17 protein-coding genes are annotated in these 20,898 nt (G+C 64.8%); 10 read left to right on the top strand and 7 right to left on the bottom strand.

Annotated elements, in window-relative coordinates:
- Window positions 1-28: 28 nt before the first annotated feature.
- Window positions 29-1,084 (bottom strand): deoxyribose-phosphate aldolase, encoded by a 1,056-nt coding sequence (deoC, locus tag ACO07C_RS16600; RefSeq protein WP_421915236.1) that lies wholly within the window; start codon window positions 1,082-1,084, stop codon window positions 29-31.
- A 213-nt stretch (window positions 1,085-1,297) separates the two neighbouring features.
- The gene (locus tag ACO07C_RS16605) at window positions 1,298-2,125 is read right to left on the bottom strand and encodes a ferredoxin--NADP reductase (RefSeq protein ID WP_421915237.1); all 828 of its coding nucleotides are present in this window, start codon (window positions 2,123-2,125) and stop codon (window positions 1,298-1,300) included.
- Window positions 2,126-2,346: 221 nt separating this feature from the next.
- On the opposite strand from ACO07C_RS16605, the gene ACO07C_RS16610 reads away from it, so the two are divergent.
- From ACO07C_RS16610 to ACO07C_RS16620, 3 genes are all read left to right on the top strand, one after another.
- On the top strand, window positions 2,347-4,431 hold the full coding sequence (locus tag ACO07C_RS16610; RefSeq protein ID WP_421915239.1) for a hydantoinase/oxoprolinase family protein: 2,085 nt from the start codon (window positions 2,347-2,349) through the stop codon (window positions 4,429-4,431).
- A gap of 2 nt (window positions 4,432-4,433) precedes the next feature.
- Entirely contained in the window at window positions 4,434-6,134 is a 1,701-nt protein-coding gene (locus tag ACO07C_RS16615; protein ID WP_421915240.1) for a hydantoinase B/oxoprolinase family protein, read from the top strand.
- 103 nt (window positions 6,135-6,237) lie between these two features.
- Entirely contained in the window at window positions 6,238-7,353 is a 1,116-nt protein-coding gene (locus tag ACO07C_RS16620; RefSeq protein WP_421915241.1) for an aminomethyltransferase family protein, read from the top strand.
- Between the two features lie 277 nt (window positions 7,354-7,630).
- On the opposite strand, the gene ACO07C_RS16625 is transcribed toward ACO07C_RS16620, so the two are convergent.
- From ACO07C_RS16625 to ACO07C_RS16635, 3 genes are all read right to left on the bottom strand, one after another.
- On the bottom strand, window positions 7,631-8,287 hold the full coding sequence (locus ACO07C_RS16625; RefSeq protein WP_421915242.1) for a methionine ABC transporter permease: 657 nt from the start codon (window positions 8,285-8,287) through the stop codon (window positions 7,631-7,633).
- Window positions 8,268-9,365: a methionine ABC transporter ATP-binding protein gene (locus ACO07C_RS16630; protein WP_421915243.1), complete on the bottom strand. Its 1,098-nt coding sequence runs from the start codon at window positions 9,363-9,365 to the stop codon at window positions 8,268-8,270. The genes ACO07C_RS16625 and ACO07C_RS16630 overlap by 20 nt, the downstream gene beginning before the upstream one ends.
- Before the next feature lie 92 nt (window positions 9,366-9,457).
- On the bottom strand, window positions 9,458-10,312 hold the full coding sequence (locus ACO07C_RS16635; RefSeq protein WP_421915244.1) for a MetQ/NlpA family lipoprotein: 855 nt from the start codon (window positions 10,310-10,312) through the stop codon (window positions 9,458-9,460).
- A gap of 361 nt (window positions 10,313-10,673) precedes the next feature.
- Between ACO07C_RS16635 and ACO07C_RS16640 the strand changes: the two genes are divergently transcribed.
- From ACO07C_RS16640 to ACO07C_RS16670, 7 genes are all read left to right on the top strand, one after another.
- On the top strand, window positions 10,674-11,768 hold the full coding sequence (locus tag ACO07C_RS16640; protein ID WP_421915245.1) for a transporter substrate-binding protein: 1,095 nt from the start codon (window positions 10,674-10,676) through the stop codon (window positions 11,766-11,768).
- Window positions 11,765-12,364: an ANTAR domain-containing response regulator gene (locus ACO07C_RS16645; protein WP_421915246.1), complete on the top strand. Its 600-nt coding sequence runs from the start codon at window positions 11,765-11,767 to the stop codon at window positions 12,362-12,364. The genes ACO07C_RS16640 and ACO07C_RS16645 overlap by 4 nt, the downstream gene beginning before the upstream one ends.
- Window positions 12,342-13,250: an ABC transporter permease gene (locus ACO07C_RS16650; RefSeq protein ID WP_421915247.1), complete on the top strand. Its 909-nt coding sequence runs from the start codon at window positions 12,342-12,344 to the stop codon at window positions 13,248-13,250. The genes ACO07C_RS16645 and ACO07C_RS16650 overlap by 23 nt, the downstream gene beginning before the upstream one ends.
- Window positions 13,247-14,167: an ABC transporter permease gene (locus tag ACO07C_RS16655; protein WP_421915248.1), complete on the top strand. Its 921-nt coding sequence runs from the start codon at window positions 13,247-13,249 to the stop codon at window positions 14,165-14,167. Before ACO07C_RS16650 ends, ACO07C_RS16655 begins: the two co-directional genes overlap by 4 nt.
- Window positions 14,168-14,265: 98 nt before the next feature.
- On the top strand, window positions 14,266-15,861 hold the full coding sequence (locus ACO07C_RS16660) for an ABC transporter substrate-binding protein (protein WP_421917550.1): 1,596 nt from the start codon (window positions 14,266-14,268) through the stop codon (window positions 15,859-15,861).
- Entirely contained in the window at window positions 15,851-16,795 is a 945-nt protein-coding gene (locus tag ACO07C_RS16665; protein ID WP_421915249.1) for an acetamidase/formamidase family protein, read from the top strand. Before ACO07C_RS16660 ends, ACO07C_RS16665 begins: the two co-directional genes overlap by 11 nt.
- A complete protein-coding gene (locus ACO07C_RS16670; protein ID WP_421915250.1) occupies window positions 16,792-18,639 on the top strand; it encodes an ABC transporter ATP-binding protein in 1,848 nt (615 codons plus the stop codon). Before ACO07C_RS16665 ends, ACO07C_RS16670 begins: the two co-directional genes overlap by 4 nt.
- Here the strand turns inward: ACO07C_RS16670 and ACO07C_RS16675 are convergent.
- Window positions 18,632-20,218, bottom strand: a complete 1,587-nt coding sequence (locus ACO07C_RS16675; RefSeq protein ID WP_421915251.1) for an FGGY-family carbohydrate kinase — start codon at window positions 20,216-20,218, stop codon at window positions 18,632-18,634. The genes ACO07C_RS16670 and ACO07C_RS16675 overlap by 8 nt on opposite strands.
- Window positions 20,215-20,898: an HAD family hydrolase gene (locus tag ACO07C_RS16680; protein ID WP_421915252.1), complete on the bottom strand. Its 684-nt coding sequence runs from the start codon at window positions 20,896-20,898 to the stop codon at window positions 20,215-20,217. Before ACO07C_RS16680 ends, ACO07C_RS16675 begins: the two co-directional genes overlap by 4 nt.

Consider the following 20,898-nt stretch of genomic DNA (forward strand, 5'->3'; position numbering starts at 1 on the left):
ACTCAGGTCAAAATTCCTGATCCGATCCTCACGCCATCGCGTGGCGATGATTGGCTGAATAATGACCTGTCAAATGGTGCTCGAGCTGCCGCTCGATATCGGTCAGAAGGCTCGATGCACCGAAGCGGAACAGCGTCGGCTCCAGCCATGGACGGCCAAGCTCTTCCTTCATCAGGACCAGCCAGTCGAGCGAGGCTTTTGCCGTGGAAATGCCGCCGGCAGGCTTGAAGCCTATGAGATAGCCGGTCTCCTCGAAATAGGCGCGGATGGCGCGCACCATGGCGAGGCCGACGGGCAGCGTGGCGTTGACGCTCTCCTTGCCGGTGGAGGTCTTGATGAAGTCCGCGCCCGCCATCATCGCCACCATGGACGCCAGCATGACATTGCGCAGCGTGGCGAGGTCGCCGGTGCCCAGGATGACCTTCAGATGCGCGTCACCGCAAGCGGCGCGCATCGAGACGATCTCGTTGTAAAGCTCGCGCCATTTCGCGCCAAACACCAGGCCGCGCGGAATGACGACGTCGATCTCGTCGGCGCCGTCCTTCACCGAGGCCTCGATCTCCTGCAGGCGGGTCGATAGCGGCGTAAGGCCATGCGGAAACGCGGTGGAAACTGCCGCGACATGGATGCCGGTGCCGCGCACGGCATCGACAGCGGTGGCGACGAACGGGTGATAGACGCAGACGGCGGCCGGACGAATGACCTCACCTTCTATGCCGAGACCCTCCACGATATCGCGGCGCAGGGGATTGGTGGCCTTGGCACAGAGCCGGCGCACGCGCTCTTCCGTGTCGTTGGAATTCAGCGTGGTCAGATCCATGCAGGCTATGGCGCGCAGCAGCCAGGCCGCCTGGTTGTCGGCCTTGATAGAGCGCCGCTTGGTCAGGCTGGCGACGCGGCGTTCCAGCGCCGAGCGGTTGACGCTGCGCATCGATTCCATGAAGCCGAGATCGAGTTTCATGCCGGGATTGCGGGCAATGCCGTGGCCGAGCTGGACGGGAATATTGGCCGCGGCGCGCGCCGGCAGCGAGGTCACCTTGGAGGCACTGGCGCCGAGATCGGCTTCGCGGATCGTGGTGCTCATCTCCTGCCCTTTCGTTCAGCGGCTTGCGCTTGATATCCCGGCGCGTGTCATCTCCCAAAACCGCTCGACGGCTCTTGGGCGACACGCACGAAGATAGCCCGCGAAGCCACGCTTCACGAGTCCTCGGGTGAGTGATAGCTGAAAAAGACCGCGACGGCAGCAGATTTTTGACCGGAAGGTCAAAACCTGGTTGCGAGCGGCGTCTCGAAGGCCTCAGCCGACGAAGGCGCGCTCGACGACGAAGCTTGCCGGATGGCTGAGCGAGCCTTCATGGAAACCGAGGCTTTCGGCCAGTTCCTTGACGTCCTTCAGCATGTGCATCGAACCGCAGATCATGATGCGGTCGGTTTCAGGATTGAGCTTCTCGATGCCCAGATCCGCGTAGAACTTGCCGGAGCCGATCAGCGCGGTGATGCGGCCCATGCGCGGCGATTCTTCGCGCGTCGTCGAATTGTAGAGGGTGACGCGGCCGCCGGTCAGCTCGCCGATCAGAGGATCGTTTTCGAGCGCCGCCACCAACTCCTGGCCATAGGTCAGTTCCGCGATGTCGCGGCAGGTGTGGGTGAGGATGAGCTGATCGAACTTCTCATAGGTGTCGGGGTCGCGCAGCAGGCTGGCGAAGGGCGCGATGCCGGTGCCGGTCGAGATCATGAACAGCCGCTTCGCGGGCGTGAGCGCATCGACCACCAGGGTGCCCGTGGACTTCTGGCGCATGATGACGGTGTCGCCGACCTGGATCTTCTGCAATTCCGAAGTCAGCGGGCCATCCGGCACCTTGATCGAGAAGAATTCGAGCTCTTCGTCCCAGGCGGGGCTCGCCACCGAATAGGCGCGGAACACCGGCTTCTCCGCATTGGGCAGGCCGATCATGACGAACTCGCCGGAACGGAAGCGCAGCGACTGCGGACGGGTGATTCGGAACGAAAAAAGCCGGTCGGTGTAGTGCTTCACCGACACGACGGTCTGCGCATGGACATTGGCCGGAATCGGGAACCGCGGCGGCCGGGCGTCGGGGGTGCTGAACGCGGGTGTGGTGTTCATCAAATCCAACCTTCCGGCGCCACCTTCGGGCGTTGGCGCCAAACCTTTTCATGCACGCCCGGACCGTTCAGGTCCCGGCGTGCTGCTCGCACACTCCGAAGCGGTAAGCTCTTGTGCCCGGAATTTATTAGTATACAAACGATATTTGCGTCAAGATACCGCCGCGAAACGCCTTTCCAAACTGCCGCATATCCGTAGTCCGTAAATTTCGGGTTTCGACAATGAAAGAGAATTTTTCGGTGCAGCCGCAGGATTCCCTGGGCAATGTCGTCGCTGGTATCGATGTCGGCGGAACCTTCACCGACCTGCTTTTGATCGACGGCCGAGACGGTGGCCGGGTGCATATCGCCAAGACGCCTACCACCGTCGATAACCAGGCGTTCGGCGTCGTTTCGGCGCTCGGCGCCACCGGATTTCCGATCGACGGCATCGACCTCATCGTGCATGGCACGACCACCACCACCAACGCGGTCCTGGAGCGCCGGCTGGCGAAAACCGGCATGATCACCACGCGCGGTTTTCGCGATGTGATCGAGCTCGGCCGGCGTACACGGCCGCAGGCCTATGGCATGACCGGCAGCTTCGTGCCGATCATCCCGCGCAACCTGCGGCTCGAAGTGTCGGAGCGCGTCGAGGCGTCCGGAACGATACGCACGCCGCTCGACGAGGCTGAAATGCGCGAAGCCCTGAAGACGCTGATCGCGGCCGGCTGCGAATCCCTCGTCATCCACTTCCTGCATTCCTATGCCAACCCGGCGCATGAGCGGCGCGCGGCCGAGATCGCCGCCGAGCTTTGGCCTAACGGCTACATCACGGCAGGCCACGCGCTGCTGTCGGAAGCCCGCGAGTTCGAACGCGGGGTGACGGCTTCGGTCAACGCCTCGGTGCAGCCGATCCTCGAGCGCTATGTCGAGCGGCTGCGCAAGGAATTGGCTGCGAAGGGCTATGCCCGCGACTTCCTGATCATGAATGGCAATGGCGGCATGATCTCGGCCCGCTTCGTCACGCGTGAATCGGCCAAGACCGTGATGTCCGGCCCGGCCTCGGGCGTCATCGCCGCCGCCTATACCGGCAAGCGCGCCGGTTTCGAAAACCTCGTCACCTACGACATGGGCGGCACCTCGACCGATGTGGCGCTGATCCGCAACGCCGAGCCCGCGGTCTCCAACGAGATCGAGATCGAATACGCGATGCCAATCCACGTGCCGATGGTGGCGGTGCACACGGTCGGCGCCGGCGGCGGCTCGATCGCGCGAGTCGATGCCGCCGGCCTGATCCAGATCGGCCCGGAAAGTGCGGGCGCCAATCCCGGCCCGATCTGCTACGGGCGCGGCGGCCTGGAGCCGACCATCACCGACGCCAATCTGGTGCTGGGACGGCTGGCGCCGAAGAAGCTGCTGGCGGTCGAAAACCCGGTCACGGTGGAACGTGTCACCGGCATTTTCGAGGACAGGATCGGCAAGGCGACCGGCCTGTCTGGCGTCGAGGCCGCGGGTGCTGTGCTGCGTCTCGGCAACATGAAGATGGCCGGCGCCATCCGCATGGTCTCGGTGTCGCGCGGCCATGACCCTCGCGACTTCGCCCTCTTCGCCTTTGGCGGCGCCGGGCCGCTGCATGCGACCGCGCTGGCCCGCGAGCTCGGACTGCCCAGGGTGCTGGTGCCGGCGCGGCCCGGCATCACCAACGCGCTCGGCTGCGTCGTCGCCGACCTGCGCCACGATTTCGTCAACACGGTCAACCAGCCGGTGGCGATGCTCGATGAAACCCAGCTTCACACTGTGTTGGAACGGCACCGTAACGAAGGCGAGGAGCTGATCGGCAAGGAAGCGGTGAAACCGGAGACGATCCGTGTCACCCACTCCGCCGACATGCAGTTCGTCGGCCAGACCCACATCATCAACGTGCCGCTGCCGTCGTCTTCAGTGACGCGTGCGACGCTGCAGGCGCTGTTCGAAAAAGCCTATTTCGCCCGCTTCAAGGTCGAACTGCCGGAGATCCGCGCCAATCTGGTCAACCTCAACACCTCGGTTACCGGCGTGCGTCCGGCGATCGACCTGTCGCGATTGATCGACCCGGCGGGGCGCGCCCAAACGCTGGACGAGGCGCGGCGCGAGGTACGGCCGGTCTGGTATGCCGGCCACTGGCATGACACGCCGGTCTACGCACGCGAAAAGCTGCCGCTCGACGCCGTCATCGAGGGCCCGGCGATCCTCGAACAGATGGATGCGACGACGGTTCTCGAACCCGGCGACCGCGCACGCTGCGACGCCGACGGCAACATCATCATCGACATTGGCGAGGCCTGACAATGCCAGCTTCCAAAGGGGCAAAACTCGACGCCATCACGCTTTCGGTTCTCCAGGCGGCCTTGCAGCAGGTCTGCGACGAGATGGACCTGACGTTTTCGCGCGCCGCCTTCTCGCCGGTGATCGCCGAGGCCAATGACCGTTCCGACGGCATCTATTCGGCTATCGACGGCTCGCTGATCGCGCAAGGCAGCCAGGGCCTGCCGGTGTTCGTCGGCGTGATGCAGTATTCGACCAGGACGGTGATCGAGATGATCGCCGATGGACGCTGCCTGGCCCCGGAGCCCGGCGACATCTACATCGTCAACGATCCCTATCTTGGCGGCACGCATCTGATGGATGTGCGCTTCGCCATGCCGGTCTATCGGGACGGCAAGATCTTCTGCTGGCTGTCGAACACCGGCCACTGGCCCGACATTGGCGGCTCGGTGCCCGGCGGCTTCTCGGCCTCGGCGACGGCGGTCGAGCAGGAAGGGCTGCGGCTGCCGCCGGTGAAACTGTTCAAGAAGGGCGTGCTCGACCGCGAGATCTACGCCATCATCTGCTCCAACATTCGTGTCGCCGACCAGCGCATAGGCGACATCCGTGCCCAGGCCGCGGCGTTGCTGATCGGCCAGGACCGGCTCAATGGAATCCTGGATCGTTACGGTGACGAAACCGTCGTCGAAGCCATCGCCGAACTGCGCCGCCGCGCCGCCGAGCAGATGCGTGCCAACATCTCGGCCATTCCCGACGGCACCTACCATTCCAAGGCGTTTGTCGATTCCGATGGCGTGGTCAACGAACCGCTGACCATCGCGCTCGCCGTCGAGAAGCGGGGCGACACGCTGACATTCGATTTCGCCGGCTCGTCAAAGCCCTGCGCCGGGCCGATGAACAGCGTGCTGGCGACGACGCTCTCCTCGGTCTATCTCGCGATGCGCCACATTTTCCCGGATGTGCCTATCAGCGCCGGCGCGTTCGAGCCGCTGATCGTCAAGCGGCCGGAAGGCACGTTCCTCGATGCCAAATACCCACGTCCTGTTTCCGGCTGCGCCGCCGAGGTCTCGCAGCGCATCGCCGAGGCTGTGTTCGCGGCCATGGTGCAGGCGCTGCCGGACAAGGTAACGGCGGCTCCTGCGGGCTCCAGCGGCAATTTCGCGCTCGGCGGCAACGATCCGGCACGCGGCCGCGACTACGTCATGTACCAGATTTCCGGCGGCGGCTATGGCGGCAATTCCGGCCATGACGGCCTGACCAATGGTTGTTCGACCATCGGCATCTCAAAATCGCCGCCGGTCGAGATCATGGAGCAGGCCTTTCCGGTGCTCTATCGACACTACGCCTTGCGCGAGGGCTCGGGCGGCGCCGGCAAGCATCGCGGGGGTTTCGGCCTCGCCTATGAGGTCGAAATCCTGCGCGGCGACGCCCGCGCCTCCTTCGTCATGGACCACGGCCGTTTCGGTCCGCAAGGCGCGCTCGGCGGCGGGGATGGCGCGGTCAACACGGTGACAGTCTTCCGCAATGGCGAGGAACATGTCCCGCCGCACCTTTCCAAGGAGCAGGATATCGCGCTGAAGGCAGGCGACCGCGTGCGCGTCGGCACGCCGGGCGGCGGCGGCTATGGCGATCCACGCGAGCGCGACCCGGAACTGGTCGCCCGGGACGTCAGGCTTGGCTACTATACGGCCGAGCAGGCACGAGACATGTTCGGCGTCGAATGAACCCACGGCGATGCGCCGTGATCGATGCAGGGGATGTCGTTTCCGTCTCTGCCGGCGATGCGAAAGCTCGTATTTTTCCATCCGTTGAGCGATGGAGACTTTCTTGGCCGAGCGGCGTTCCCCTTTCTACAGCAGCATTGTCGGGCTGGGCGCGACCATGGGTCGGGTCGGCGGCGATTTCATCTCAGCCAAGTACTATTCCGGCATTGAAGACGAGCATCTGAACACGCGCAGGAATGTCGGTGTGCAGGATCTCAGCACCATGGGCAAGATGGACATCAAGGGGCCGGATGCCGAGGCTTTGGTGAACCACGTCATCGTCAACGATGCCGCAGCGATGAAGCCTGGCCAGGTGCGCTACTCCACGATCTGCCGCGAGGATGGCGGCATCATGGACGACCTTACCGTGTTCCGTCTGGCGCCGGAGCATTTCATGCTGGTGACCGGATCGGTCAACCGCCTGAAGATGCTGCCCTGGCTTTTGCATCACGCACAAGGCCGCAAGGCCTATGTCACGGACATCACCGCGGCCGTCGCCTTTCCGACGATCCAGGGGCCGCGCTCACGCGAGCTGCTCAAGGCGCTGGTGTCGGATGCCGATCTGGACGGGCTGAAGCGCTGGGCATTCACATCGGGGCGCATCGGCGACACGAAGCTGCTGATCTCGCGCACTGGTGTCACCGGCGAACTCGGGTTCGAATTGTTCGTGCCGGCCGATGAAGCGGCGTCCGTCTGGAAAAGTCTGATGCATGCCGGGCAGGATTTCGGATTGAAGCCCTATGGCGTGCTGGCGATGTTCACGCTTGGGCTGGAAAAGGCCTATCCGGCGCACGGCATCGACATGGACGAGACCCGCACGCCCTTCCATGTCGGCCTCGATCGCTGGATCAAGTTCGACAAGGGCGATTTCATCGGCCGCGAAGCGCTGCTCAAGGTCCGCGACAAGGGCCTCGATGAGCGTTGGACCGGACTGATCCTCGACGGCAACAAGCCGGCCGCGACGGATGCCAGGGTGCTGGCCGATGGCGAGGACGTCGGTGTCGTCACCTACAGCGACCACGGTTATTCGCTGGGCAAGGTGCTGGCGACCGCGCATCTGCGGCTGCCCTTTACGGCTGTCGGCACCGAGCTCAGCATCGTCATCGACGGCGTGCCGACGCGCGCGGTGGTGGCGCCGATGCCGTTCTTCGATCCGGAAGGGTCGAGGTTGCGGGCTTAGTCCGGCTTGTATCGAGGATCGTTGCGTCGGCGATTAGCTGGACCGCCGATCGCTTCGTCATCCACGGGCGGAGCAAGGAGCGAAGCGACGCGGCGCAGACCCGGGGATCCATGCCGGGACTCCAACGCGTTACCACGGTGCAGAACTCTGTTCCGTCGCGTGCTTCGGCTCCGGTCGCGGCATGGATCCTAGGGTCTCCGCGACGTCGCTTCGCGACTGCTACGCCCTAGGATGACGAAGTCGAGAGCCTCGGCCCATTCCTCGCGAGCCTACCGGCTCACACCCGCCGATCCAGCCTCGCCACCAGCCTATCCCCCACCCACTGGATGCCGCAGACCAGGATGATCAGGACGATGACCACGGCGATCATCACCGAGGTCTCGAAACGCTGGTAGCCATAGCGGATGGCGAGGTCGCCGAGACCACCGGCACCGATGGCACCTGCCATGGCCGAGGCGCCGATCAGCGTCACCAGGGTCACCGTGAAGCCGGCGACGATGCCGGGCAGGGCTTCGGGCACCAGCACCTCGCGGATGATCGTCCAGCGGTTGCCGCCCATGGCGCGCGCCGCCTCGATCAAGCCGTGGTCGACCTCGCGCAGCGAGACTTCGGCGATGCGCGCATAATAGGGCGTGGCGGCGATCGACAGCGGCACGATGGCCGCCCACGTGCCGATCGAGGTGCCGACGATCAGCCGCGTCACCGGGATGAGCGCCACGAGAAGGATGATGAAGGGCACCGATCGGAAGCCGTTGATGACGGCGCCCAGTGCGCGGTTCACCCACAGGTTTTCGGCGATGCCGCCGCGTTCGGTGGCGATCAATGCCAGCCCCAGCGGCAGGCCGAACACCAGCGAGATGAGGCCGGACGCGGCCGTCATCAGAACGGTCTCCCAGATCGACCGCAGCAGGAGTTCAAACAGAACCGGCGACATGGCCAAGCACCTCCACCCGCGCCTGGCGGGACTTCAGGAATGTGATCACTTCGGCGAGATGCCTTGCATCATGGCCAGGGACAGAGAGAAACAGCGTGCCGACGGGCTGCTGCTGGATATGGTCGATGCCGCCATGGACGAGGCGGAACTGACCAGGGACGATGGCTGCCAGATCCGAGAGCAATGGACCTCGCGCGGGCTCGCCAGCCACGTCGACACGCAGGATGGTTTCCGCACCGGCCGACGGCACCAGACGGGCCGCCAGTTCGGGCGGCAGTTGCGGCCGGATGGCGCCGAGCAGGCTTTTTGTGATGCCAGAGCGAGGATCGGCGAACACCGACCAAACGGGTCCTTCCTCGACGATGCGCCCGGCATCGATCACCGCCACCCGGTCGGCGATCGAGCGGATCACCTCCATCTCGTGGGTGATCAGCAGGATGGTCAGGCCAAGCTGCCGGTTGATGTCCTTGAGCAAGGCGAGAATGGAGCGCGTCGTTTCCGGGTCGAGCGCCGATGTGGCTTCGTCCGACAGCAGCAGGGCCGGCCGCGCCGCCAGCGCACGAGCAATGCCGACACGTTGCTTCTGGCCGCCTGACAGCGAGGACGGATAGGCTTTTGCCTTCTCCGACAGGCCGACGAGATCGAGCAGTTCGGCCGCACGTGCCAGCCGCTCCGCCTTCGGACGGCCCTCGATCTTCAGAGGTAGCGCCACATTGTCCTCGACGGTCTTGGCCGACAGCAGGTTGAAGTGCTGGAAGATCATGCCGATGCGCCGCCGCAACGGCTGCAGGTCGCGTTCGCCGAGCCGGCTGATCTCGCGGCCCTCGATGAACACCTCACCGGAAACGGGTCGTTCCAGACCGTTCAGGCAGCGGATCAGCGTCGATTTGCCGGCGCCGCTGCGGCCGATAATGCCGAGGATTTCGCCCTTGCGTACCGTCAGCGAGACGCCGTCGAGCGCCGCCGTGACGCCGAAGCGCCGCTTCAGGTCGACAAGGCGCACGACGTCACGAGGCTTGTCGGACCCGGCTTCGGCCGCATCGGTGGTATCCACGGATGCCGTGATGTGCTGGTTCATGCGTGTTCCCTGTCCTTCGCCCTCCGAAAACACAAACGCGGCCCGCGCCTGAGCGCGGACCGCTATTGCTTCCGAGCCGGGGCGTCCGGGTCTCAATAGGCGCTGAGGCCGGTGCCCTTGTAGACCTTGTCGAACTCGGCCTTGACCTTGTCGTTCTGGTACGAAGCCACGAGCGTCTTTACCCAGGGCTCGTTTTCGCTGCCGGCCTTCACCGCGATGAAGTTGCGGTACGGATTGTCGGCGATCGGCTCCTGGGCGATGCGGTTTTCCGGCGTCAGGCCGCTTTTCAGCGCCCAGTCGGTGTTGACCACGGCGGCGTCGAGATCCTCGACCGAGCGGCCGACGATGCCGGCGTCGAGCTCCTTGATCACGACCTTCTTCGCGTTCTCGGCGATGTCGGCGGTGGTGGCGAGAATGCCGGTGCCGTCCTTCAGCTTGATCACGCCTTCGTTCTGCAGCACGCGCAGCGCCCGGCCTTCATTGGAAGGATCGTTGGGCACGCCGATGACGGCGCCCTCGGGCAGGTCCGCGACCTTGGTGTATTTCTTGGAATAGAGACCGATCGGCCAGACGCCGGTATAGCCGACACGCACGATGTGATAACCTTGCGTCTTGATCTGGTTGTCGAGATAGGGCTGGTGCTGGAAGGCGTTGGCGTCGATCTCGCCACGCTCCAGCGCTTCGTTCGGCTGGGTGTAGTCGTTGAACACCACGGTCTCGATCTTCAGGCCTTTTTCAGCAGCCTGGGCGGTGACGACGCGCCACACATCTTCATCCTCGCCGCTGATGATGCCGACCTTGATGCTCTTCTTGTCCTCCGCGAACGATTCCTTGGGCGCCACCAGGCCGGTGATGGCAACGGCCGATGCGAAAAGAACCGCGAGACCTACGCGCCGGTTGAAGGTTGACGCAAGGAGAGCAGGTACAGTGTTTCTGAAGTCGGACATGATTGATCTCTGTGGTTGTCAAGTCGTGGCAGCCAGGCGGATTGCCCAAGCTTGATAACAAAATCACAAACTCTATCGACTTTATCAAAGAATACGGTTCCCCAAACGATCACACGGCCGGGAATATTCTCTCAAAGATTCCCGGGCTGAGAGCACAGCGGCATTCCTGGGCCGGCGCCCAGGCGCGGCACTTTACCGCTTGACTGAGCGGCTGTTCCGAATAGGCTAATGGAATAAAGTTTTCGAAGCGCCTCGCGCTTTGTTCGAAAATACCGGCTCTGATCGCCGGGCGGCAAGAATGCCTCGTATGCCTCGCCAACCGGCGACGGCTGCGGGGCATTTTCATTTTTTGGGGTTTCGCTTGAAACGGCGTATCGAGATCGGCATCCTCTATTCCCGATCGGGCAGCTATCAGCTCGTGTCGGACGCGTGCCGTATGGGCGCCATGCGCGCCATCGCCGACATCAATGCCGACCGGAGATCGGGCGTCGAGTTGGTGCCGGTCGAGCGTGACCCGCAAAGCAACGCCGACCGCTACGCGACGCTGTGCGAGGACATCTTCAAGACCAGCAGCGCGCGTCACGTCGTCGGCTGTGTCACCTCCTGGAGCCGCAAGGAAACGATCCCCGTGCTGGAGAAGGCGGGCGGCATGCTCTGGTACGCCTGCCCCTATGAAGGGTTCGAGGCCAACGAGCACGTCGTCTACATGCACGCCTGCCCCAACCAGCACCTGGTGCCGCTGATGGCGCATGTCGCGCCGCGCTTCGGCGCCAACGGCTTCCTGCTCGGCTCCAATTATATCTGGGGCTGGGAGATGAACCGCGTGGCGCGCGACCTGATCGCGGATGCCGGCGGCAGGGTTCTCGGCGAGCGCTATTTGCGCATCGGCGAGACCGACGTGTCGCGCCTGATCGAGGAAATCCGGGCCTCGCGGCCGAACTTCATCCTCAACAACCTGATCGGCACCTCGTCCTACGCCTTCCTGGCCGCCTATCAGGAACTGGGCCGTGAGGATGCGGCTTTCAGACCGGAAAGCTGCCCGGTCGTCTCCTGCAACCTCACCGAGGGTGAACTGCCGGCGATCGGCGAATCCGGCAAGGGGCATCTGTCGGTCGGACCCTATTTCGCGCCAAGGCCGGCCGCCTTCGCCTCGTCCTTCGAGGCGTCCGCCTATGCCTCCGTGCAGGTGATGGCCGATGTGCTCGCGCGTGATCCGGCAGCGGGTCCGGCGGAGTTTTCAAAAGCTTTCGCGGAACGACGCTTTACCACCCGGCTCGGGCCGATCGCCATCGACGCCCACACCCAGCACGCGACGCTGCCGGTGATCATCGGCCGGATCGCCGACGGCTTCTTCGAGGTCGTCAGCCGCGAAGACGAGGTCGCGCCGGACCCCTATCTGTCGCGCTACGACCCCGCCAGGACGTTCGGCCGCCCGCGCCTGAGGGTGGTGTCGTGACCAGGACACGCATTCCCAATCTGGGCGGCGCCAAAGCGTTCGTCCTGCATCGCCCGCATCCGACGGTGCAGGCGATCACCCGGCAATTGTCGGCGATTGGCTTGGTTACAGTGGATTGTTGGCCGGAACTGCCTGCCGAGTCGCTGGCCGCCGACTTCGTCTTCCTTGACGCCGATCTCGGCTTCGACGAACAGTTTCCCTGGAAGCCGGGCGAGGCGCCGATGCCGCTGGTGGCGCTGATCGGCTCGGAAGCGCCGGGCCGCATCGAATGGGCGCTGTCGCACAAGGCGGATGCCCAGTTGCTGAAGCCCGTGGGCAATGCCGGGGTCTACAGCGCGCTTTTGATCGCGCGCCAAAGCTTCGAAGCACGAAAGCACCTGGCCAGCGAGATTGCCTCGCTTCGCCAACGTGTCGCCGAGCGGCAGACCATCGTGCGCGCGGTCGAGGCCCTGTCGAAGGGCGCCGAAGACGGCCGCGCCTACGCGCAACTGCGATCGCTGGCGATGAGCTGGCAGATCAGCATCGAGGAGGCCGCGCGCCGCATTGTGGCCATGACGGAAGAGGAGGGCAACGATGACCAATCCCATCGCGCCTGATCTTGCGGCAACCGCGCGCTTGCCGGCCAAGCCGCGTGCCGGCGTCTGGCGCCGGCTCTTCAAGCGTCCGCTGGCGCTGATCGGCCTGGTGATCGTCGCCATCGTGGTCGCCGGCGCGATCCTGGCGCCATGGCTGACCGGCTATGATCCCAACGAGCAGATGTTCGACGGCCTGACCATCGAGGGTTCGCCGCTGCCGCCGAGCGCCCATTTCTGGCTGGGCACGGATCTGCTCGGCCGCGACCTCCTGACCCGCATCCTCTACGGCGCGCGCACGTCGCTGATCATCGGCGTCGTCGCCAATGGCGTTGCGCTGCTGATCGGCACGCTTGTCGGCGTCACCGCCGGCTATTTCCGCGGCTGGATCGGCAGCGTGCTGATGCGCTTCACCGACCTGATGATGGCCTTCCCGGCGCTGCTGCTGGCGATCTGCCTGGCGGCGGTGTTCCAGCCCAGCCTGTGGATCGTCGCCATGGTCATCGCACTGGTGAACTGGGTGCAGACGGCCCGCGTCATCTACACCGAGACCAGCTCATTGTCCGAGCGCGAATTCATCGATGCCGAACGCACCATCGGCGCCGGCGCGCCGCGCATCCTGTTCCGTCACATCCTGCCACACCTGCTGCCGACCATCATCGTCTGGGGAACGCTGGGCATCTCGACCACGGTGCTTCTGGAAGCAACGCTCTCCTTCCTCGGCATCGGCGTGCAGCCGCCGACCGCGTCCTGGGGCAACATCATCTTCGAGAACCAGACCTATTTCCAGGCAGCGCCATGGCTGGTGTTCTTCCCGGGCGCGGCGATCCTGGCGCTGGCACTGGCCTTCAATCTGATCGGCGATGCGCTGCGCGACATCCTCGACCCAACGCAACGAGGCCGGGCATGATCGCCTATCTTGGCCGCCGCATCATCCAGTCGGCGCTGATCCTGCTCGGCGTCTCGCTGATCACCTTCGCGCTGCTCTATCTGCTGCCGGCCGATCCCGTGCGGCAGATCGCCGGACGCAGCGCCACGCCCGAGACGGTCGAAAACATCCGGCGCCAGCTCGGCCTCGACCAGCCTTTCATCGTCCAGTACTGGCACTACCTGACCAGCCTGCTCAGCGGCGACCTCGGCCGATCCTACATCCAGCGCTCGCAGGTCACCGAGCTGATCGTCTCGCGGCTGCCGGCGAGCCTGCTTTTGATGGTCGGCGCCATCCTGTGCGAACTGGCGATCGGCCTGACCATGGGCCTGATCGCCGCCGTCAAGCGCGGCACCGCCACCGACCAGTCGCTGATGGTCGCCTCCTTCGTCGGCGTCTCGGCGCCGCAATTCGTCGTCGGCCTGCTGCTGCTCTACGTGTTCGCCGTGCGGCTCGGCTGGTTTCCGATCGGCGGTTACGGCACTTGGCGCCACCTGGTGCTGCCGTCGCTGACCATGGGCATCCTCGGCGCCGGCTGGTACGCGCGCATGATGCGCTCGTCGATGATCGACGTGCTGCGGCAGGATTATGTGCGTACCGCGCGCGCCAAGGGCCTGGCGCGCCGCGCCATCCTCTTCCGCCACGCTCTGCCCAACGCCATCCTGCCGGTCATCGCCATGATCGGCATCGACATCGGCATCTTCATGGGCGGCATCGTGGTGGTCGAAAGCGTGTTTGGCTGGCCCGGCATCGGCCAGCTCGCCTGGCAGGCCATCCAGCGCGTCGACATTCCAATCATCATGGGCGTCACGCTGGTCTCCGCTTGCGCCATCGTGCTCGGCAACCTGCTTGCCGACATCATCGCGCCCTTCATCGACCCCCGTATCAAACTGAGATGAGCATCAAGCTCGGATGAAACCAAGAAACAGCCAATGAAAGGGAACATAAAATGAAGAAGTTTCTGGCCTCCACCGTGGCGGCATCGGCGCTGGCGCTGATGCTCGGCATGACCAGCGTTCGCGCCGAGGACACGATCGATCCCAACGCCAAGCAGGGCGGCGCCATCACCATCACTTACAAGGACGATGTCGCGACCCTCGATCCGGCGATTGGCTACGACTGGCAGAACTGGTCGATGATCAAGAGCCTGTTCGACGGGCTGATGGACTACGAGCCGGGCACGACGAACCTAAAGCCCGACCTTGCAGAAAGCTACGACATCTCGCCGGACGGCAAGACCTTCACCTTCAAGCTGCGGCACGGCGTGAAATTCCACAATGGCCGCGAGATGACGGCCGACGACGTGAAGTATTCGCTCGACCGCGTCACCAATCCGAAGACGCAGAGCCCCGGCGCCGGCTTCTTCGGCTCGATCAAGGGGTATGACGATGTCGCCGCCGGCAAGGCGACAAGCCTCTCGGGCGTCACCGTCGTCGACCCCTACACGGTCAAGTTCGAACTGACCCGTCCCGACGCCACCTTCCTGCATGTCATGGCCATCAACTTCTCGCATGTCGTGCCAAAGGAAGAGGTCGAGAAATACGGCGCCGATTTCGGCAAGCATCCGGTCGGCACCGGCGCGTTCAAACTCGCCGAATGGACGCTGGGACAGCGCATCGTGTTCGAGCGCAACGCTGATTATTGGCACAAGGGCCTGCCGCATCTCGACAAGATCACCTTCGAGATCGGCCAGGAGCCGATCGTGGCGCTGCTGCGCCTGCAGAAGGGCGAGATCGACGTGCCCGGCGACGGCATTCCGCCGGCCAAGTTCCAGGAAGTCATGGCCGATCCCGAGCAGAAGGCGCGCGTCGTCGAAGGCGGCCAGTTGCACACCGGCTACGTCACCATGAACACCACCATGGCCCCCTTCGACAATGTGAAGGTGCGCCAGGCCGTCAACATGGCGATCAACAAGGCGCGCATTGTCCAGATCATCAACAATCGGGCCGTGCCGGCCAACCAGCCACTACCGCCGTCGATGCCGGGCTACGACAAGGCGTTCAAGGGCTACCCCTATGATGTCGCCAAGGCCAAGGCGCTGCTGGCCGAGGCCGGCCACGCCGATGGCTTCGAGACGCAATTGTTCGTCATGAACACCGATCCCAATCCGCGCATTGCCCAGGCGATCCAGCAGGATCTGGCGGCGATCGGCATCAAGGCCAGCATCCAGTCGCTGGCGCAGGCCAATGTCATCGCCGCCGGTGGCGACAAGGCCGGCGCGCCGATGATCTGGTCGGGCGGCATGGCCTGGATCGCCGACTTCCCGGATCCGTCCAACTTCTACGGCCCGATCCTCGGCTGCGCGGGTGCTGTTGCAGGCGGCTGGAACTGGTCCTGGTATTGCAACAAGGATCTCGACGCCAAGGCGGCCGAAGCCGACGCCATGGTCGACCCCGCCAAGGCCGGCGAGCGCGACGAGATGTGGAGCGCCATCTACGGCAAGGTGATGGAAGACGCGCCGTGGGCGCCGGTGTTCAACGAACAGCGCTTCACCATGAAATCGGCGCGCATGGGCGGTGCCGACAACCTCTATGTCGACCCGGTCCATATCCCGATCAACTATGACAATGTGTACGTAAAAGATGTGCAATAACTGCGATTACACCATCCACGGGCGTCATCACCATTTCGGCTGGGACAATTCCTTCGTTCCGGCCGAGAAAGTGGCGCCCGGTTCCACCATCGAGTTCAAGTGCCTCGATTCCTCCGGCGGCCAGTTGACGCCGGACAGCACGGTCAGCGACATCGCCAGGCTCGACTTCGGCAAGATCAATCCGGTGACCGGGCCGATCTTCGTTGACGGCGCCGAACCGGGCGATGCGCTGAAGGTGACGATCGAGATGTTCAAACCGTCCGGCTTCGGCTGGACGGCGAACATCCCAGGGTTTGGGCTACTCGCCGACGACTTCAAGGAGCCGGCGCTGAACATCTGGAAATACGACGCCGCCTCGCTCGAACCGGCATTGTTCGGCAAGAACGCTCGCGTGCCTCTGAAGCCGTTTGCCGGGACCATCGGCAATGCGCCGGCTGAAAAGGGCCATCACTCGGTGGTGCCGCCCCGGCGCGTTGGCGGCAATCTCGACATACGCGACCTCGCCGCCGGCACCACGCTCTATCTGCCGGTGGAAGTGGCGGGCGCGCTGTTTTCCGTCGGCGACACCCACGCGGCGCAAGGCGATGGAGAGGTCTGCGGCACGGCGATCGAAAGCCCGATGGACGTCGTGCTCAAGCTCGATCTGGTCAAGGATGCCAGGCTGAAGACACCGCGCTTCACCACGCCCGGGCCGGTGACACGTCATCTCGACGCCAAGGGCTATGAGGTGACGACCGGCATCGGGCCGGACCTGATGACCGGCGCCAGGGAAGCGGTCGCCCAGATGGTCGACCTGCTTGCTGGCCGCTACCAGATCGATCCCGTCGAAGCCTATATGCTGGCCTCGGTGTGCGGCGACCTGCGCATCAGTGAGATCGTCGACATGCCGAACTGGGTGGTGTCGTTCTACTTCCCGCGCTGCGTGTTTGAATGAGCAAATACGCCACCAAAAAGCAGACTGCCACGACGACAGGACGGGTGCTCGACATCGCCGGCCTGTCCGTCAGCGTGCGCGGCGAGGATGGCGAGCGCGAGGTCGTGTCAGGCCTGTCGCTAACGCTTTCGCGCGGCGAGACGCTTTGCATTGCAGGCGAATCCGGCTCCGGCAAATCGATGACGTCGCTGGCGATCATGCAGCTTCTGCCGCGGCCTGCCGCCCGCATCTCCGCGGGCACGATCCGCCTTCGCGACAAGGATCACGGCGATACCGAGCTGACCGCTCTCAACGAGCGGCAGATGCGGCGCGTTCGCGGCAACCGCGTCGCCATGATCTTCCAGGAGCCCATGACATCGCTGAACCCGGTGCTGTCGATCGGCCGGCAGCTCACCGAATCCATCGAGGCACATACCGGCCTTTCGCACGCCGAGGCGCGCATGCGCGCCATCGACGCGCTGAAGGCGGTGCGCATCTCGGAAGCCGAAAGCCGGCTGAAGCAGTTTCCGCATGAACTGTCAGGCGGCATGCGGCAGCGGGTGATGATCGCCATGGCGCTGGCGCTGGAGCCCGATGTGCTGATCGCCGACGAGCCGACGACGGCGCTCGACGTCACCGTGCAGGGGGAAGTGCTGGAGCTGTTGCGCGACCTGCAGCGCGAGCGTGGCACCAGCATCATCCTCATCACCCACGACATGGGCGTGGTCGCCGAAATGGCCGACCGTGTCATCATCATGCGGCATGGCCGCATGGTCGAGGAAGGCAAGGCCGCCGATATCTTTGCCCGGCCGCAGGCTGCCTACACAAGGGAACTGCTGGCGGCCGTGCCGCGCATCGGCGCCGGTGCCGGCCGGCAGGAGTCCAGGGTTCCGGAAGCAGAGGCTTCCAGAAATGTCGCCGAGGTGAAGGACCTGCACGTCCGCTTCGACCTGCATGGCGGCTTCTTCGGGCGAGTCAACCGCCGCGTCCACGCCGTCGAAGGCGTCAGCTTTTCGATCGCGCCCAACGAGACGCTGGCCCTGGTCGGCGAATCCGGCTGCGGCAAGTCGACAACCGCCAAGGCCCTTGCCGGGCTGGTGCCTTACAGCGGCGACATCGTGGTTGGCGGACGCAATCTGTCAGGCCTTGGCCGAGACGAGCGCAAGGCGGTGCGCCGCGACGTGCAGATGATCTTCCAGGACCCGTTCGCCTCGCTCGACCCGCGCATGCGCGTGGGCGATCTCGTCGCCGAGCCGCTGGTGATCCACGGCATCGCTTCCAAGGAAGAACGCAGGGATCGGGTCGCCGCGCTGTTCGAGCGTGTCGGCCTGACGGCCGACCAGATGGAGCTTTATCCGCATGAATTCTCCGGCGGCCAGCGCCAGCGCGTCTGCATTGCCCGCGCGCTCGCCTTGCGGCCAAAACTGATCATCGCCGACGAAAGCGTCTCGGCGCTCGATGTCTCGGTACAGGCGCGCGTGCTCGACCTTTTGAAGGAACTGCAGCGCGAATTCGGCGTCGCCTATCTTTTCATTTCGCACGACATGGCTGTGGTCGAGAACATTTCCGACCGCGTCGCCGTCATGTATCTCGGCCAGATCGTCGAGATGGGCACGCGCGACCAGGTCTTTTCGAATCCGCGCCACCCCTATACGAGGCGCCTGATCGAAGCCGTGCCGGTGCCCGATCCGGCGCGGCGCAGGAGCCGCTTCGCCCGGCTCGAGCATGAGATACCGAGCGCCACCCGCAAGATCGGCGAGGCGCCGATGAAGCTGATCCTGCAGGATTTTGGCAACGGGCACCTCGTGGCGGCCGGAAACCGAGACCTGCCAAGCGTCGGCGCTGCCCTGCCTCCGCCTACCTGATGGCGTCCAGCATCTGCCTTTGCCGGTGCATCTCCAGGAAGATCCGGTAGTCGCGCTCGAAGCGTGGGGCCGAGGCCGGGTTCGATGCGCGTGTCCTGCCACCCTGCTGCATGGCAAGACAGGCGGCGTTGAGGTCGGGGAACAACCCGGCGGCGGTGGCCGCGACCATGCCGGTGCCGAGCAGCACCGCCTCGTCGGCCAGCGGCTCGATGACCGTGCAGCCGGTGGCGTCGGCATAGAGCTCCATCAAGAGCGGGTTCTTGGTGTGTCCGCCGGTGACATGCAGCGTATCGATCAGATAGCCGTTCTCGTTCAGCGCCTCCAGCACATGGCGAACGCCGAGCGCGATGCCGACGGCGGTGCGCCAGTAGAGCTTGCACAGGCTGTCGAAGGAGGAATCCAGCGTCAGCCCGCTGACCACGCCGACGGCATGCGGGTCGGCGAGAGGCGAGCGGTTACCGTGGAAATCCGGCAGAACGTGCAGCCTCGCGGCGAGGTTCTCCCCCTCGGCGGCGCGCAGCTCGGCGACACGCCGCGCGATCCTGGCATGCATGGCGGCGTCCGGCTCGCCACCCGCGCCATGCCAGCGGATGATATGGTCTAGCAGGGCGCCGGTGGCGGACTGGCCGCCTTCCGACAGCCAGAGCTTCGGGAGGGCCGCGCCATAATAGGGGCCCCAGACGCCGGCGAAGGGCTGCGGGTCGGGCGACATCGCCATGACGCAGCTCGACGTGCCGGCGATCAGCGCCAGATGCCGGCCGATGTTTTGCTCGTCGCCGGCGAAGCCGCCGAGCACGCCAAGCGCGCCGGCATAGGCATCGATGACCCCGGCGCCGACCCGGCAGTTTTCCGTCAGGCCAAGGTCGGCCGCCGCCTGTGCGGTGAGCGGGCCGATGTAGGCGCCTACAGGGCTGGCCTTCTCCGGCAGGTTGCCGTGCTCGAAAAGGTCGCCAAGGCCGACGATGTCGAAGAAGTCGCGCCGCCAGCCGCTGGCTTCATGCGCGAGATAGGTCCATTTGGCCGTCAGCGTGCATTGCGACCTGGCAAGCGAGCCGGTCGCCTGCCAAGTCAGGAAGTCGGTCAGGTCGAATAGAGTGCCGGCCCGCGCCCACGTCGCCGGCAGGTTCCGCTTCAGCCACATCAGCTTCGGCGTCGCCATTTCCGGCGACATCACGCCGCCTATATAGTCGAGCACGGCGTGGCCGCTTGTCGTGCATTCATCGGCCTCGGCAATGGCGCGATGATCGAGCCAGACGATGGTGTCCCAGCGCTTGTCGCCGTTGACGGATACGCTGAGCTGGCCGCCCTGACGGTCGCGCACGACGAGCGAGCAGGTGGCGTCGAAGGAGATGCCGACCACATCCCGCGCCTCGACGCCAGCCTTCTTTCGAGCAGCACGCACGGCGGTGCAGACCGCCGTCCAGATATCCAGCGAATCGTGCTCCGCGTGATCCGGCTTCGGCTGGTTCATGGCGATCGGGTGTTCGGCGCGGCCGAGCAAGGTGCCCCTTGTATCGAGAATGCCCGCGCGGGCGCTCCCGGTGCCGACATCGACCGCGCAAACGAACTGTTTCGTCAAGATGCTCTGACTCTCGCTCCCAGGCCTGCAATGAGATCGGGCAATTGCAGCATGTCAGCGAATATAAAGTCCGGTTGCATCGACGCAAGCCGTGCTTTGAGCGCCGGGTTGCCGGCGTGCGAGCCGCCGGTGAAAGCAAACACACGCATGCCCGCCGCCCGCGCCGCCTCGACGCCGGCGGGACTGTCCTCGATGACGAGGCAGTTTTCCGGACTGGCACCCATCGCGCCGGCGGCATGCAGGAAAAGATCCGGCGCCGGTTTGCCCCGCGCGACCATGGCCGCGCTGAACAGATGCGGCTCCAGCAGGGTGAGCAGCCCTGTCACGTCGAGTGCGTAGCGGATGCGGTCGAGCGTGCCGGAAGAGGCGACGCAGCGGGGCACGACGAGCCTCGGCAGCATCTCCCTGACACCGGCCACCGGCTTCAGCTCCTCGCGAAACCTGCGCATCAGCTCGACGCGCATCTCGGTCAGTTGCCGGTCGGTGATATCAAGCCCGAAGTCGCGGCCAAGGATCTCGCGGACGCTCTTCATGCTCTTGCCGAGGAAATGCTCGTAGGCGGTATCCTCGTCCATGGCCACGCCGGCAAGCCTGATCATGCCCAGCAAGGCGGAGACGGACAGCCCTTCGCTGTCCACCAGCACGCCGTCGCAGTCGAAGATGACCAGTTCGGGCGCCAT

It is taken from the genome of Mesorhizobium sp. (assembly GCF_965229135.1).
Taxonomy (GTDB): domain Bacteria; phylum Pseudomonadota; class Alphaproteobacteria; order Rhizobiales; family Rhizobiaceae; genus Mesorhizobium.

Coding starts and splice junctions, on each gene's coding strand:
- deoC (WP_421915236.1), bottom strand. CDS start 1,084: ATGAGCACCACGATCCGCGAAGCCGATCTCGGCGCCAGTGCCTCCAAG.
- ACO07C_RS16605 (WP_421915237.1), bottom strand. CDS start 2,125: ATGAACACCACACCCGCGTTCAGCACCCCCGACGCCCGGCCGCCGCGG.
- ACO07C_RS16610 (WP_421915239.1), top strand. CDS start 2,347: ATGAAAGAGAATTTTTCGGTGCAGCCGCAGGATTCCCTGGGCAATGTC.
- ACO07C_RS16615 (WP_421915240.1), top strand. CDS start 4,434: ATGCCAGCTTCCAAAGGGGCAAAACTCGACGCCATCACGCTTTCGGTT.
- ACO07C_RS16625 (WP_421915242.1), bottom strand. CDS start 8,287: ATGTCGCCGGTTCTGTTTGAACTCCTGCTGCGGTCGATCTGGGAGACC.
- ACO07C_RS16630 (WP_421915243.1), bottom strand. CDS start 9,365: ATGAACCAGCACATCACGGCATCCGTGGATACCACCGATGCGGCCGAA.
- ACO07C_RS16635 (WP_421915244.1), bottom strand. CDS start 10,312: ATGTCCGACTTCAGAAACACTGTACCTGCTCTCCTTGCGTCAACCTTC.
- ACO07C_RS16650 (WP_421915247.1), top strand. CDS start 12,342: ATGACCAATCCCATCGCGCCTGATCTTGCGGCAACCGCGCGCTTGCCG.
- ACO07C_RS16655 (WP_421915248.1), top strand. CDS start 13,247: ATGATCGCCTATCTTGGCCGCCGCATCATCCAGTCGGCGCTGATCCTG.
- ACO07C_RS16660 (WP_421917550.1), top strand. CDS start 14,266: ATGCTCGGCATGACCAGCGTTCGCGCCGAGGACACGATCGATCCCAAC.
- ACO07C_RS16665 (WP_421915249.1), top strand. CDS start 15,851: ATGTGCAATAACTGCGATTACACCATCCACGGGCGTCATCACCATTTC.
- ACO07C_RS16670 (WP_421915250.1), top strand. CDS start 16,792: ATGAGCAAATACGCCACCAAAAAGCAGACTGCCACGACGACAGGACGG.
- ACO07C_RS16680 (WP_421915252.1), bottom strand. CDS start 20,898: ATGGCGCCCGAACTGGTCATCTTCGACTGCGACGGCGTGCTGGTGGAC.